Raw genomic sequence first — 14,779 nt, forward strand, 5'->3', positions numbered from 1 at the left:
CCTCTACTTTAGGGTGATAACACTTTAAATATGGGTGTTCCTTGCCTATGTTCATAAGGAAAGAAGTGCCTTGATGCGGCGCTGGGATGAAAAGGGTTTTTAATGAATTCCAATTTGAAAAATTTTGCGCTTTGGGTTGTGATCTTGCTGCTGGTTGTAGCGTTGTTCCAACTCTTCCAAAACCCCAACCAAACTGCGGGTGCGCGTGAAATCGCTTATTCGGTGTTTACATCGGAAGTTGATACGGGACGAATTGATAAAGTTACGATCCAGGAAAATGTGATCACGGGTAACTATTCAAATGGCACCCAGTTTACGACCTATGCACCCGATGATCCCAATTTGATTGCACGTCTTGAAGCTAAAGGTGTGACGATTGTTGTTGAACCTGAGACAAAAGGGTCGCCAGTGTTGAGCGCTTTGATCTCATGGTTCCCAATGCTGCTTTTGATTGGTGTGTGGATTTTCTTCATGCGTCAAATGCAAGGTGGCGGCGGCAAGGCGATGGGCTTTGGTAAGTCGAAAGCGAAGCTTTTGACAGAAGCCAATGGTCGCGTTGTTTTTGATGATGTTGCCGGTGTTGAAGAAGCCAAAGAAGACCTTGAAGAAGTTGTTGATTTCCTGCGTGAACCGCAAAAATACCAACGTCTTGGCGGTAAAATTCCAAGAGGTCTTCTGCTTGTTGGCCCTCCAGGTACGGGTAAAACACTTATTGCGCGTGCTGTTGCAGGTGAAGCGAATGTTCCTTTCTTCACAATTTCAGGTTCTGATTTTGTTGAAATGTTTGTGGGTGTCGGTGCATCGCGTGTGCGTGACATGTTTGAGCAAGCAAAGAAGAATGCTCCTTGTATCATTTTCATTGATGAGATTGATGCTGTTGGTCGCCATCGTGGTGCCGGCATGGGCGGCGGCAATGATGAGCGCGAGCAGACCTTGAACCAGCTTTTGGTTGAGATGGACGGTTTTGAAGACAACGAAAACGTCATCATTATCGCAGCGACAAACCGTCCTGACGTTCTTGATAAAGCGCTCCTGCGTCCTGGTCGTTTTGACCGTCAGGTGCAAGTGCCAAACCCTGATGTTTCAGGCCGTGAGAAAATCTTGAAAGTGCATGTGCGTAAAGTGCCACTTGCACCCGATGTAGATTTGAAAGTTCTCGCACGCGGAACACCTGGTTTTTCTGGTGCTGATTTGATGAACCTTGTGAACGAAGCAGCCCTTCTTGCCGCACGCCGCTCTAAGCGTCTTGTGACAATGAATGAATTTGAAGATGCCAAAGACAAAGTGATGATGGGCGCAGAACGCCGTACGCTTGTTATGGGCGAAGAAGAGAAAAAACTCACAGCTTACCATGAAGCAGGCCACGCTCTTGTGACCATTCATATGGAAGCATCGGACCCAATCCATAAGGCAACAATTATTCCACGTGGTCGTGCGCTTGGTATGGTGATGCGCCTTCCTGAGAAGGATCAGGTCTCACTGACACGGGCAAAATGCTATGCCGACCTCGCGGTTGCGATGGGTGGCCGTGTTGCTGAAGAAATCATCTTTGGCCACGAGAAAGTAACGTCTGGCGCATCTGGTGATATTCAAATGGCAACCAGACTAGCAACTGCCATGGTGACCCAATGGGGTATGTCTGACAAACTTGGCATGATCGATTACGGCCCAGATGAGCAGTCAGCTCAGTTTGCTGGTCGTACCGGCAATATATCGCCTGCGACACTTGTAACGATTGAAGAAGAGATCAAAAATTACGTTGACGAAGGCTACACTGAAGCCAAACGTATTTTGACTGATTACAATGATCAATTGCATGCAATCGCAAATGGCCTGCTGGAATATGAAACATTGTCTGGCATAGAAATCCAAAATCTGTTGGACGGTAAGAAGCCAACGCGTGATGATGATGGTGATGAAACGCCGCCAACACGTGGTTCGGCTATTCCAAAAACGGGTGGTAAAAAGCCAAAAGACGACGCATCTGACGTCGATGGTTTGGAGCCGCAACCGCAAGGTTAAGTCGTATAATTGACAAATTTTAAGGCCCCGATTTCTAGTCGGGGCTTTTTTTATGCGTTTTTGGATATTTTATCGCTCACGAAACCTAACAGGGCCGTTGCTTTAATTGTTTTTGCACCAATTGCGGTAACATTCTATAAATCAAATTAGCGAAATGCCCGTTGAGGGATTTTGCAGGTTTTGCGGAGACTACATAATGGTGCGGAAGTATTTTGGGACGGACGGCATTCGCGGTACGGCTAACACATGGCCGATGACTGCTGAAATTGCCATGAAAGTTGGTATGGCTGCTGGCCTTATCTTCAAGAACGGCGACCACCGTCACCGGGTGATCATTGGTAAAGATACCCGTCTTTCCGGTTACATGATCGAGAATGCTCTCGTGGCAGGTTTTACAGCTGTGGGTGTTGATGTCTTCTTGTTAGGACCAATTCCAACACCTGGCGTTGCGATGCTAACTCGCTCTATGCGTGGTGATATTGGCGTGATGATTTCAGCCTCGCACAATGCTTTTGAAGACAATGGCATTAAGTTATTTGGTCCTGACGGATACAAGCTCTCTGATGAGATTGAGCAGCGTATCGAACGGATGATTGACGAAGATCTTACCAGCCAGTTCGCCAATAGCGCAAACCTTGGCCGTGCCAAACGTGTTGATGGCACGCTTGAGCGTTACGTTGAGTTCGCAAAACGCACGCTACCGCGCCACATTAGTTTTGAAGGTCTTCGTGTTGCGATAGATTGTTCTAATGGTGCCGCTTACAAGGCTGCTCCTGCGGCTTTGTGGGAACTTGGTGCTGATGTTATCCAAATTGGTGTCGAGCCAAATGGTAAGAACATCAACAAAGAATGCGGCTCAACCAATCCGGATATTCTTCGCCGCAAGGTGAATGAAGTGCGTGCCGATATTGGTATTGCGCTTGATGGCGATGCGGATCGTGTGATCATCGTTGATGAAAAAGGCAATGTGGTTGATGGCGACCAGTTAATGGCTGTTATTGCGGAAAGCTGGAAGAAGAGTGAACGTCTTTCAAACAACGGTATTGTGGCAACGGTTATGTCCAACCTAGGTCTTGAGCGTTTCTTGGTCGATCAAAAAATTGAACTTGCTCGCACCAAAGTAGGCGATCGCTATGTGGTTGAGCATATGCGTGAACACGGCTTTAATGTTGGTGGTGAGCAGTCTGGCCATATTGTGCTGTCTGATTATTCAACAACAGGTGATGGCCTTGTTGCTGCTTTGCAAATTATGGCTGTGGTTGTGCGTGAAGGTAAGCCGGTGAGTGAGGTATGTCACCGCTTTGAGCCAGTACCGCAAATTTTGAAAAATGCCCGTTATGCAGGTGGTGAGCCGTTGGAAGACGATCACGTTAAGCAAGCAATCGATGATGGTCGCTCAAAGCTTGGTAATGCTGGGCGTTTGGTCATTCGTAAATCTGGTACAGAACCGCTTATCCGCGTTATGGCGGAAGGTGATGATGACGGTGTTGTTGAAAGCGTCGTTGATGAGATTATTGATGCTGTAAAGAAAGTCGCTGCTTAGAAGCGCTTTCGATTTCATTTTTCCAAGAAAAAAATATTGCGTCCGCTTAATGCGAGCGGATGCGAGGGCAGGGCGTTGAATATGCGCCCTGCACGTTGCATTGCGATGTAATGTTGATCTGCAAAATACATAAATTATCGTTGCGAAGGTTCGCGGGTAGGATTGCTAAATAATAGCATCATGGCTGGCGGTTCTTTCTCAAAAAACGTGGGTCGCCATTCTTTAGCGTGGGCGGCGAAGGCTGCTGGGTTTTTAGCTTTTTGATCATCAAGACTAGTCGGCTTCGTCGTTGATTTAAAAAGCGCCGTGGTATGCGAAATTAACAACTTAGTAATCTAGGTTAAATTAAATTTAATCTATTAGGCGGAATTTCAAGTAATTGAGATGTCTTTCGTCTTAATTATTAACTATAGTTAATGAATACGCTTAATTTTCTTAGTTAATCCACTCTTAAGTATTTGGGGGCATAGTAGTTACGAGCGCCAATTATGGCGAGGTGTATGTAGCAAAGAGGAATATTCCATGAGCCGTTTACTAAAAGTCGGCATGGGCGCGTTGGCCGCAGTCGCAATGTCTGCCCATCTATCAGCAGCTGCGGATTTAGATCCGCCAGCCCCAATCATCGAACATAAACCAATTTCAGCTGGTGGTGGTTTCTACCTACGCGGTGATATTGGTTATTCGCGTTGGAAAGATCCAGATTTGGCTTTCCGTAACGACGTAAGTGGTATCACGAACGTTTTCGAAAACACAGACGGTGACGATGCACTCGTGATCGGCGGTGGTGTTGGTTATAAATTCAACAAGTATCTACGAACAGATTTGACGTTCGATATACGCTCAAACAAAGACATCACAGGTGATGCTCGTTGTGGCTGTGTTCCTGGAATTATTCCGAACAACTTTGAATTTCAGCCACAAAGCACGACGCTTGATCTTTATACATTCTTCGCGAATGCGTATTTGGATGGTGGCACATATGCTGGCTTTACGCCATACATCGGTGGCGGCGTTGGTTTCGCTTATGTGAACTACGGTTCATATACGAGTGCTAATAACCCAACAACAAACAACACTGGTTTGACATCGGCTCAGGTTAGCCCGACAAATCCATCAAATGTTGAGAACCAGCTCTTTAGTGGCGAAAATGACATCCGCTTTGCTTGGAACCTTCAAGCTGGTGCGTCTTATGAGATCGCTAACAACCTAGCGCTTGATGGTAGTTACCGTTACACACGCGTTGCTAATGGTGATGTTTCAAACATCGCAAACGTTGGTTTTGTTGAAGAGACAAGAGACCTTGTTGGTCATGAATTCCGCTTAGGTCTTCGCTACACATTTGGTGGCGGTAAGAAAAGCTACGGTGGCAATCAAGTCTTTAAATAAGACTGTTTGACCAATCAATATTCTAAGGCGGGCCTAGTGCCCGCCTTTTTTATTTTTGGGTCAAAGCAAAAATAATTGCCTATTTGCGACATGATGCGTTGACATTGTGTCGCCCAGTCATTAGTTCCCGCAGTGGGACACCCTTCCCCAACGAAGGGCAACTATCTGTGAGGATAGAATACATGACTGATATGACGAAACCGGCTGCGCGGCCGGCTAACCCGCGTTTTTCTTCTGGCCCTTGCGCCAAACGACCAAACTGGTCCCTCGATGCTCTTAAGAATGCTCCCCTTGGACGTTCGCATCGCGCTAAACCAGGTAAAAATCAATTAAAACAAGCAATCGACCTAACACGTGAAGTGCTAAACGTGCCTGATGACTATCTCATCGGTATCGTGCCAGCTTCAGACACGGGTGCTTATGAGATGGCCATGTGGACCATGCTCGGCGCACGTGGTGTGACCATGATGTCATGGGAAAGCTTCGGTGCTGGTTGGGTGAGTGACGTTGTAAAACAGCTCAAACTCGACAATGTAACAACAATGGACGCGCCTTATGGTGAGCTTCCTGATCTTGCAAAAGTCGACTTTAATACGGACGTTTGCTTTACATGGAACGGCACGACATCTGGCGTGAAAGTGCCAAACGGCGACTGGATCCCAAGTGACCGCCAAGGTCTCACACTTTGTGATGCGACTTCTGCAGCCTTCGCTCAAGACTTGAGCTGGGACAAGCTCGACGTTGTGACATACTCTTGGCAAAAAGTGCTTGGCGGTGAAGCTGCCCACGGCATGCTGATTTTATCACCACGTGCTGTAGAGCGTCTCGAAAGCTATACGCCTGCATGGCCGTTGCCGAAAATTTTCCGCCTTACAAAAGGTGGCAAGCTCATCAAAGGTATCTTTGAAGGTGCGACCATCAACACGCCGTCGCTGCTTTGCGTTGAAGACTATATTGATGCGCTTAACTGGGGCAAAGGCCTTGGTGGTTTGCAAGGTTTGATGGGCCGTGCTGATACCAATGCAGGTGTCATCACCGATTGGGTCTCAAAAACGGCTTGGGTTGATTTCCTTGCGAAAGACGAAGCAACGCGTTCCAATACATCGGTTTGCTTGGTCATTTCTGACCCAGACGTTTTGGCAATGGATGATGAGGCGCAAGCAGCCTTTGCAAAGAAAATTGCCACGCTGCTCGATCAAGAAGGTGTTGCTTTTGACATTGGTGCTTACCGTGATGCGCCTGCTGGTCTTCGTATCTGGGCTGGTGCAACTGTTGAAGCATCCGACCTTGAAGCGCTCACTTCATGGCTCGATTGGGCGTTTGAAAACGTCAAGTCTGCAAGCTAACTCACTCAAATTTTCACTTTTCTATAGCAACCAGTCCCTCCCAAGTTGACTGGTTGCCAGACCAAAACAATCAAAGGAAACCAACATGGCTCCTCGCGTTCTAATCTCTGACAAACTTTCACCAACCGCCGTTCAAATCTTTAAAGACTACGGCCTAGATGTCGATTTTCAGCCAGATCTTGGCAAAGACAAAGACAAGCTTCTTGAAGTGATCGGTCAATATGACGGGCTTGCAATTCGCTCTGCCACCAAAGTGACTGAGAAAATTATTGCTGAAGCCGCAAACTTAAAAGTTATTGGTCGCGCCGGTATTGGTGTCGACAATGTTGATATTCCGAAGGCATCAGCCAAAGGTATCATCGTGATGAATACGCCTTTTGGTAACTCAATCACAACGGCAGAACATGCGGTTGCGATGATGTTTGCTGTGGCGCGCCAAATCCCTGCTGCGGATATTTCTACACAGCAAGGCAAATGGGAAAAATCTAAATTTATGGGTGTTGAGCTAACCTCTAAAACACTCGGCATTATCGGCGCAGGTAACATTGGTTCCATCGTTGCCGAACGTGCTCTTGGTTTGAAAATGCGCGTTGTGGCTTTTGATCCATTCCTCACGGTTGAGCGAGCGGCTGATCTTGGCATTGAAAAAGTTGAATTAGATGACCTTTTCGCCCGTGCTGATTTCATCACCCTGCACACACCGCTTACTGAGAAGACAAAAAACATCGTGGGTGCTAGCGCATTTCCAAAGATGAAAGATGGCGTGCGGATTATCAATTGTGCCCGTGGTGGTTTGATTGATGAAGCAGCTCTCGTTGAAGCATTGAAATCTGGCAAAGTTGCTGGTGCAGCCATTGATGTTTTTGAAACGGAGCCTGCAACAGAAAACGAATTGTTTGGCCTTCCAAACGTTGTTTGTACCCCGCACTTGGGTGCTGCGACGACGGAAGCGCAAGAAAATGTTGCGATACAAGTTGCTGAACAAATGTCGGAATATTTGATGAAGGGTGCTGTTTCAAATGCCCTCAACATGCCGTCTATCACGGCGGAAGAAGCGCCGAAACTTACACCGTTCGTAACCTTGGCTGAAAAGCTTGGTCTATTTGCTGGCCAGCAAACAGAAAGCGGCATCAAAGCTATTCGTATTGAATATGAAGGTGATGTTGCCGAAATGAATGTGAAGGCGCTTACTGCTGCAGCCCTTTCTGGGTTGATGCAACCGCTCTTGCAGTCTGTCAACATGGTGTCAGCCCCTGTGATGGCGCGTGACCGTGGTATTAAAATTGAAGAAGTGCGTCGTCAGCAAGAAGGTGCCTATGACAGCTATATTCGTTTGACGATTGTAACGGAACAACAAGAACGATCAGTTGCTGGTACAGTATTCTCAGACGGCAAGCCGCGTTTCATCCAGATTAAGGGCATCAATATGGACGGCGAGTTCGGCGAGAACATGTTGTACATCACCAATAAGGATAAGCCGGGCTTTATTGGTCGTCTTGGTACGCTGCTTGGTAGCTATGACGTTAACGTCGCGACATTTGCCTTGGGCCGTAAAGAACAAGGTAGTGATGCAATCGCGCTTTTGTCTGTTGATGGCGAAGTGAATGAGGAATTGTTATCGGCAATCCACGCACTTGAAGGCGTTCTTGTCGTTAAGTCACTGCAATTTTAGGCTGATTTTAGCCAACAATAACGAGCGATTGGGCGTGTTTCGCCCAATCGCAAATACATTTTTTATCAAATTTTGCTTCAAATTTCCGACTTATTCCCCATATATATACAAAGGGAATAAAGGTGAGCGCTTGCTAAGTTGAGTTTTTGGTGCTCCTTTTAATGACGCAAAGGGATTTTCATGTCTAAAGCAAATTTACCTGTCGCCAAAAGCAATCTACCAGCGCAAAAAGGTAGCTTGCCATCCATCCCTACGCCGGAGGGTGGTCTTTCACGCTATCTGGCAGAGGTGCGCCGCTTTCCAATGCTTGAACCACAAGAAGAGTTCATGCTCGCAAAGGCCTATCAAGAGCATGATGATGGGCCAGCAGCTGAACGTTTGGTTACCAGCCATTTGCGCCTCGTTGCGAAAGTAGCGATGGGTTATCGCGGCTATGGTTTGCCTATCGGTGAAGTGGTTTCAGAGGGTAATGTTGGCCTTATGCAGGCTGTGAAAAAATTCGACCCTGACAAAGGTTTCCGCCTTGCGACCTATGCGATGTGGTGGATTAAAGCATCCATCCAAGAGTATATTCTGCGCTCATGGTCTTTGGTGAAAATTGGTACGACGGCCAGCCAAAAGCGTTTGTTCTTTAACTTGCGCAAAGTCAAAGGTCAGATTCAAGCGGTTGAAGATGGTGATTTGAAACCTGATCAGGTGACAACAATCGCTACCCGCCTTGGTGTGCCTGAGAAAGACGTTGTGTCGATGAACCAGCGCATGTCTGGCGACAAATCTTTGAATGCGCCGATCCGTTCTGAAGATGGTGCAGGCGAATTTCAAGATTGGCTTGTTGATGAAACAGATACGCCCGATGTTCTATTTGAAGAACAAGAAGAATTAGAACACCGCCGTACTATGCTACGTGATGCGATGACGACTTTGGATGAGCGTGAAATCCGCATTTTCCAAGCGCGCCGTATGGACGACCCAGCTAAGACACTCGAAGCCTTGTCAGAAGAATTTGGTGTTAGCCGTGAACGTGTTCGTCAAATTGAAGTGCGGGCATTTGAAAAAATTCAACGTTCAGTAAAGCGTATGTCCCGTGAGCAAGCACAAGCTGCAAGCGCTGCGATGATAGAAGGTTAAGACCGCGCACGGCTAAAGAGCGGCGCGACCTTAGGGATCCTAAAAGGCCAGTTGGTGTTTAACCTGCTGGCTTTTTAGTTTGTTGCCTGCCAAGATTTGAACGCTTCTTCAATTGCCTTTTTGCCGGCTGCGCCTTTTTCCAATGTTAGGATTGCGCGTTTTCCGCTTTTGAAGACCAGTGGAATATCAAACCAGTTTTGCTGCTGCAATGCATCAGTATTGGATGCAAGATCGGCTGCTTGTGCAGACATTGCCACCCAGAAAACCCGTTCAGAAACTTTGACGATTGCGCCTTTCAGCTGATTGCCATTCTTTTGTTCTTCTGGTTTGGCAATCACGCCAGCAATATTGTTGATCTCATCACCATTAAACAATGGGCCAGGTGTGAACTCAAATTCAATAAGGTGACTTGCTGGTAGGTTAGGATCAAGGTTGCGCATGAGTTCAAAGCGTACCGCGATATCGCGTGATTCAATGCGAGCGCTGCCTTTAACTGATGGAAGTCCTGTAGAGCCAATCGCCTCACTGCCTGTTGGTACTATTTCCCAAATGACATTGCCGGCAGAAACACCTGGTTGATTACTCTCAGGCCGTTCTTCGTAAAGGATGGCGCTTGATGAGAATAGATTTGAAGCTGGCGTCGTTGTTTGCGGCGCAGCGTCAGCCGCAGGAACTGTTTCACTGGTTGATGGCTGCGCAATGACAGATCCGCCCGCTTGCGTTGTTTCTGCCCCAGGACTCTCGGTACGTGATTGATCCTGTGTTGGTTCAGACGCTGGCGCTTGAGGGGTAATCACGACTGGATCAGTCGATGGTGTTGAATCAGGTAGCGTGATGCGCGTACCCGGCTGGATGTTGTCGTCTGTTCCGCCTGCTGTTGGAATGCGATCTTCGCTCTTAGCGTTGTCATCATCTGTGTCGACTGGCGGTTGAGTTGTTGGTGTCGCAGCTGGCGCGTTTGTTTCAGAACTTCCAAGCGAAGAAATGAAACCAGATACTTGGCCGGTGAACTGTGTCAGGACCGGGCCCACGACTTCACGTTGTGCCCAACCAAAAACACCGCCGCCAATAAGGATAAGCAGAGCAAGAACCCAAAATAGGCCTTTGCCACTAGATTTTTTGGTTTCGACCGCAGCAATAGTCTCTTCTGGACTGAAAGAGGTTGGGTCTGGCGCTTCGAAACTTGAGAAATCTTCTTGAGGGGGCGTCGGGAATTCATCACTAACGGGTGGAATATCTATCCCATCAGCAGCCATTGTCTCGCGAAGTTCATCAAGCGGGGCAATTTCTGGCGTATCGACAGAAGGCAGTGCCAACTCAGCCGTTTTAATGTTGACGTCATCAGCGTCCACTTTCGGTGCCGCTATATCAACATCTGGTTTCGTCACTGGAGGAAGTGTAGGCTCCACGTCGACAGATGGAACATCAATCGGTGCGGGTTCAACATCTATCTCAGGGCTTTCCACCTTGACGCTTGGTGTCTCAACACTTGGTGTATCCATTGTTGGGACTTCAAGCACAGGCTCAGCAACATCAACTGTTGGTAGCTCTGGTGCTGCAGCTGGAACTTCAGGTTCAACCTTCGGTGTTTCTACAACGGCTGGCTCAGGCTCTGGGATTTTAGGTGTTGATGGCTCTACTGCAACTGGCTCTTCGATAACAGGCTCAGGAGTTGAAACTTCTTCTGCAACTTTGGGTTCTTCAACAACAGGTTCAGCAGGAGCCACCGGTTCTGGATTAGTTGGCTCTGGAAGAGCTGCAGGTTCTGCCTCAACAACGTTGGCGTCTGCGCTCAAATCCAAATCACTAAGCGCATCGGAGACTGCATCTTCCAAAGCGCCCACACCTGTGAACTTACCTTCTGTCTCGCGAACAGCTTCTTCAAGTTGAAGACGTTGTTTGGAAATTTCCGCAGGAGAGAGGGCTGGTTGAAGCGACGACAGTTGTCGCATCAAAGCAGCCCGCGCTTTTTCATAAATAGCGCGGCGCGCTTCTTCTGTATTGTTCTGAAGCCCGTCAATTGCACGGTCTAGAATGGAACGGTAGTCAGCCATATTGTTTCCAGATCTTTTTCAATAACTCGTTATTTGTTTAACTTTAGTCCTGAAATGGGTCTTGAACAAGAATAGTATCGTCACGCTCTGGAGATGTTGACAATAAAGCCACTGGCGTTTCGATTAATTCTTCAATGTGTTTCACATATTTAACAGCTTGTGCTGGTAAATCGTTCCAACTTCTTGCACCCACAGTCGTTTCACTCCAGCCTTCCAATGTTTCATAAATTGGGATGGCCCGCGCTTGTGCTCCCTCAGAGGCAGGCAGATAATCAATCCGCTCCCCGTCAAGCTCATAAGCTACGCATATCTTAAGTTCTTCCATGCCGTCCAGAACATCAAGCTTTGTGAGCGCGATGCCTGTGATGCCTGAAATTTTGGATGTTTGACGCACCAAAACAGCATCAAACCAGCCACAGCGACGCTTGCGCCCTGTCACTGTTCCAAACTCGTGGCCTTTTTCCCCAAGGAATTGACCAACTTCATTATCTTGTTCTGTTGGGAACGGACCTTCACCCACTCTTGTTGTGTAGGCTTTAGTGATGCCGAGAACATAACCAATCGAATCAGGGCCAATGCCAGAACCACAAGCAGCTTGTCCTGCAATGGTGTTTGATGATGTTACGAACGGGTAGGTGCCGTGGTCGATATCGAGAAGAGCGCCTTGTGCACCTTCAAACAAAAGACGTGAACCGTCTTTGCGTTTTTGGTCAAGCAAGCGCCAAACAGCATCCATGTAAGGTAAAATTTTCGGCGCGATGTCTTCGAGTTCTGCGAAGATCGCATCAACGGAAATTTCTGGTTCACCAAGACCACGGCGCAGTGGGTTGTGGTGGCCCAACATGCGCTCAACTTTGGCGCGGAGAGTTTTCATGTTGGCAAGGTCCATAACGCGGATCGCTCGGCGACCAACTTTGTCTTCATAAGCAGGGCCAATGCCGCGCTTTGTCGTGCCAATTTTTGTGCCTGTGCTGGAGCCTTCGCGGATGGCATCAAGTTCGCGGTGAAGCGATAAAATGAGCGTCGCGTTTTCAGCTAGTTTCAAATTGTCAGGGGAGACATTCACACCTTGTTCGCGCAGGCGGGAAATTTCTGCATCGAGAGCATAAGGGTCAACAACCACGCCGTTGCCGATAACGCCGAGTTTGTCTTGGCGCACAACACCAGAGGGCAGGAGACTGAGTTTGTAGGAGGTGCCATCAATTACGAGAGTATGACCTGCATTGTGGCCGCCTTGAAAACGCACGACAACGTCTGCGCGCTCTGAGAGCCAATCTACAATCTTACCTTTACCTTCATCGCCCCATTGGGAGCCAACAACTGCTACATTTGTCAACGATCGGTTTCCTACGTTTTTGTCATCCTGACACAGGATCTGTCTTCAATAAAAACCCGCCATAAATCAGCGTTCACGCTCTTATGTCGGGCCATCGGTTTATAGAAGCTTTGCGGCGAACTTGCGAGTGCCGAGTTTCATTTAGCACTCAATTCCATTTAAATCACTTGCTTTTCCCCTGCAAACAGCGATTTATCGACGCTGAATAGATGGTTGCGACTAAAAGGTACGATAAATTATGACGCAAAAAGCATCAGGCTTGTCTGCAATTGTGAACAATGGCGGGATCATGCTGCTCTTTGCTGCTTTTTTGTGGGGTGGCAATGCGGTTGCGGGTAAACTTGCTAATGGCGAAGTGTCGCCAATGTTACTCACCTTTTTTCGCTGGTTTTTAGCCTCCATCATCGTTGCTTTTATTGCCAGAAAGCATTTGGTTGCAGATTGGAATGTTATTCGCGCGAATATTTGGTATTTTGTGTTGATGGCGCCTATTGGCTTTACCCTGTTTAACTTGATGCTTTATTCAGCGCTTACTTACACCACAGCTCTTAATGTGACGATTGAACAGGCCGCGATGCCGATGTTCATTTTCTTGATCAATTTCATCGTCTTTCGTGCAAAACCTCTGCCAATACAATTGGTTGGTTATACGGTGACGCTGGTGGGTGTTTTGTTGACGGTAAGCGGTGGTGACTACAACCGCTTGCTTAGTTTGGAATTCAACCAAGGCGACGTCATCATGATTTTTGCTGCTTTTTCTTACGCGGGGTATAGCGTTGGTTTGCGGGTAAAACCCAAAATGCATTGGATGAGCTTCTTATCTACCTTGATTTTCATTGCAGGCATCGTCTCAATACCGTTTGCCCTTTATGAGTGGACAACAACAAAATTCATCTGGCCGCATTCAACGCTTGGTTGGGGTGTTGTTGCTTATGCTGCGATTGGACCATCTATCATTGCGCAGGCTTGCTTCATCAGGGGCAATGAACTGTTGGGTGCAAACAATGCTGCGCTGTTTTTGAACTCTGTGCCCATATTCGGCGCGCTGTTGTCTGTGTTGATACTAGGCGAAGCGTTCCGGTGGTATCATGCATTGGCGATGGTTTTGGTTTTAGGCGGTATTTTCGTGGCTCAGCATTTTGCTAAGAAGGCCTAAATTTAGAGTTTTCGAAGCGGTTCAAGTATAGCTGTAAGCTCACTTGGTAATTCACTTTCAAAGCGCATGGTTTCGCCCGTGATTGGGTGTTCAAACTGCAATAAAAATGCGTGCAGCGCTTGGCGTTTTAGTGTCTTGATTTTGCCGCCAATCGTATCTGGTAAGCGGTCTGACTTTGTTTGATACCCAGTGCCGTAAACTGGATCGCCAATAAGCGGGCAGGAGATATGGGTCATGTGGACGCGGATTTGATGGGTGCGGCCTGTTTCTAGATGGCAGGCGACAAGGCTCGCCATGGCGGTTCCATGGTTTGCTTCACGCCCAAAGGCTTCTAAAATATCGTAGTGCGTAATGGCCTCACGTCCACCAGCTGCAACCACAGCCATCTTCAAGCGATTGTTGACGGAGCGCGCGATTTCCGTGTGGATCGTTCCTTTGGCGCGTGCTGGTTCGTTCCACACAATCGCTTTATACGCACGGCGTAGTGGGCCAGTTCTGCCGTGGTCGGCAAATTGAGCGGTAAGGCCTTGGTGGGTTTGGTCATTTTTAGCAACGACCAAAAGCCCGGATGTTTCTTTGTCGAGACGATGAACAATGCCGGGCCGTTTGATCCCGCCAATGCCTGATAGCGTATCACCACAATGATAGATGAGCGCATTGACCAAAGTGCCAGTCCAATTGCCAGCAGCAGGATGAACGACCATATTGGCGGGCTTATCCACCACGATTAAATCATCATCTTCATAGACAATGGTGAGTGGAATATCTTCACCCAGTGGCGTTGGGTCTTCAGCGGGCGGCATAATCAGGCCAACAATTTCACCGGCTTTTAGGCGGGTGTTTGGTTTTGCCTGTTGTTTGCCGTCAATGGTTGTTTGTCCGCTCTTCACCAAGTCCTTCAAGCGATTGCGCGAAACACCTTCAATGACCATCGCTAAAAAGGCATCCAAACGCGTGCCAGCATCCTCATCTTCCACAGCAAAAGAGAACTGATCTCCGCTTTCCAGAGATTTCACATCCAAAGGGGTGCGCTTTGTTGAAAATTCGGATATGAGTTCGTCGGAACTTGGAGGCATTGCTTCCGGTGTTGGCTCTTCAGCCATTGGCGTTTCTTTCAGTGTAAGTAAACAGGTATA

Annotated in this window: 10 protein-coding genes; 7 read left to right on the forward strand and 3 right to left on the reverse strand. The window is 47.8% G+C overall.

What is annotated here, in order from left to right; genetic code table 11:
• The first annotated feature begins 102 nt into the window (after positions 1 to 102).
• From ftsH to rpoH, 6 genes are all read left to right on the forward strand, one after another.
• Positions 103 to 2,022, forward strand: coding sequence for an ATP-dependent zinc metalloprotease FtsH (ftsH, locus tag ABJO30_00885; protein MEP3231361.1), 1,920 nt, complete (start codon positions 103 to 105; stop codon positions 2,020 to 2,022).
• 196 nt (positions 2,023 to 2,218) lie between these two features.
• Positions 2,219 to 3,565 carry a phosphoglucosamine mutase gene (gene glmM, locus ABJO30_00890; protein MEP3231362.1) on the forward strand — a complete coding sequence of 449 codons (1,347 nt, stop codon included), beginning with the start codon at positions 2,219 to 2,221 and terminating at the stop codon, positions 3,563 to 3,565.
• Between the two features lie 522 nt (positions 3,566 to 4,087).
• Entirely contained in the window at positions 4,088 to 4,951 is an 864-nt protein-coding gene (locus ABJO30_00895) for an outer membrane beta-barrel protein (GenBank protein ID MEP3231363.1), read from the forward strand.
• A gap of 182 nt (positions 4,952 to 5,133) precedes the next feature.
• Positions 5,134 to 6,297 carry a phosphoserine transaminase gene (locus ABJO30_00900; GenBank protein ID MEP3231364.1) on the forward strand — a complete coding sequence of 388 codons (1,164 nt, stop codon included), beginning with the start codon at positions 5,134 to 5,136 and terminating at the stop codon, positions 6,295 to 6,297.
• A gap of 85 nt (positions 6,298 to 6,382) precedes the next feature.
• Complete coding sequence (gene serA, locus ABJO30_00905; GenBank protein ID MEP3231365.1) at positions 6,383 to 7,969, forward strand: phosphoglycerate dehydrogenase; 1,587 nt, start codon at positions 6,383 to 6,385, stop codon at positions 7,967 to 7,969.
• Positions 7,970 to 8,149: 180 nt separating this feature from the next.
• Positions 8,150 to 9,097, forward strand: a complete 948-nt coding sequence (gene rpoH, locus ABJO30_00910) for an RNA polymerase sigma factor RpoH (GenBank protein MEP3231366.1) — start codon at positions 8,150 to 8,152, stop codon at positions 9,095 to 9,097.
• Between the two features lie 74 nt (positions 9,098 to 9,171).
• Here the strand turns inward: rpoH and ABJO30_00915 are convergent, their stop codons facing one another.
• Together ABJO30_00915 and ABJO30_00920 are read right to left on the reverse strand one after the other, a co-directional pair.
• On the reverse strand, positions 9,172 to 11,151 hold the full coding sequence (locus ABJO30_00915) for a hypothetical protein (GenBank protein ID MEP3231367.1): 1,980 nt from the start codon (positions 11,149 to 11,151) through the stop codon (positions 9,172 to 9,174).
• Between the two features lie 43 nt (positions 11,152 to 11,194).
• On the reverse strand, positions 11,195 to 12,487 hold the full coding sequence (locus ABJO30_00920) for an adenylosuccinate synthase (GenBank protein ID MEP3231368.1): 1,293 nt from the start codon (positions 12,485 to 12,487) through the stop codon (positions 11,195 to 11,197).
• Between the two features lie 238 nt (positions 12,488 to 12,725).
• Here ABJO30_00920 and ABJO30_00925 point away from each other — a divergent pair, with 238 nt between their 5' ends.
• The gene (locus ABJO30_00925) at positions 12,726 to 13,643 is read left to right on the forward strand and encodes a DMT family transporter (protein MEP3231369.1); all 918 of its coding nucleotides are present in this window, start codon (positions 12,726 to 12,728) and stop codon (positions 13,641 to 13,643) included.
• Positions 13,644 to 13,645: 2 nt separating this feature from the next.
• Here the strand turns inward: ABJO30_00925 and ABJO30_00930 are convergent, their stop codons facing one another.
• Positions 13,646 to 14,746, reverse strand: a complete 1,101-nt coding sequence (locus ABJO30_00930) for an RluA family pseudouridine synthase (protein MEP3231370.1) — start codon at positions 14,744 to 14,746, stop codon at positions 13,646 to 13,648.
• Positions 14,747 to 14,779: the final 33 nt, after the last annotated feature.

It is taken from the genome of Hyphomicrobiales bacterium (assembly GCA_039973685.1).
GTDB lineage: Bacteria > Pseudomonadota > Alphaproteobacteria > Rhizobiales > JACESI01 > JACESI01.

Excerpts from the sequence above, each read along its gene's own strand:
- ftsH (MEP3231361.1), top strand. The coding sequence starts at position 103 with ATGAATTCCAATTTGAAAAATTTTGCGCTTTGGGTTGTGATCTTGCTG.
- glmM (MEP3231362.1), top strand. The coding sequence starts at position 2,219 with ATGGTGCGGAAGTATTTTGGGACGGACGGCATTCGCGGTACGGCTAAC.
- ABJO30_00895 (MEP3231363.1), top strand. The coding sequence starts at position 4,088 with ATGAGCCGTTTACTAAAAGTCGGCATGGGCGCGTTGGCCGCAGTCGCA.
- ABJO30_00900 (MEP3231364.1), top strand. The coding sequence starts at position 5,134 with ATGACTGATATGACGAAACCGGCTGCGCGGCCGGCTAACCCGCGTTTT.
- serA (MEP3231365.1), top strand. The coding sequence starts at position 6,383 with ATGGCTCCTCGCGTTCTAATCTCTGACAAACTTTCACCAACCGCCGTT.
- rpoH (MEP3231366.1), top strand. The coding sequence starts at position 8,150 with ATGTCTAAAGCAAATTTACCTGTCGCCAAAAGCAATCTACCAGCGCAA.
- ABJO30_00915 (MEP3231367.1), bottom strand. The coding sequence starts at position 11,151 with ATGGCTGACTACCGTTCCATTCTAGACCGTGCAATTGACGGGCTTCAG.
- ABJO30_00925 (MEP3231369.1), top strand. The coding sequence starts at position 12,726 with ATGACGCAAAAAGCATCAGGCTTGTCTGCAATTGTGAACAATGGCGGG.
- ABJO30_00930 (MEP3231370.1), bottom strand. The coding sequence starts at position 14,746 with ATGGCTGAAGAGCCAACACCGGAAGCAATGCCTCCAAGTTCCGACGAA.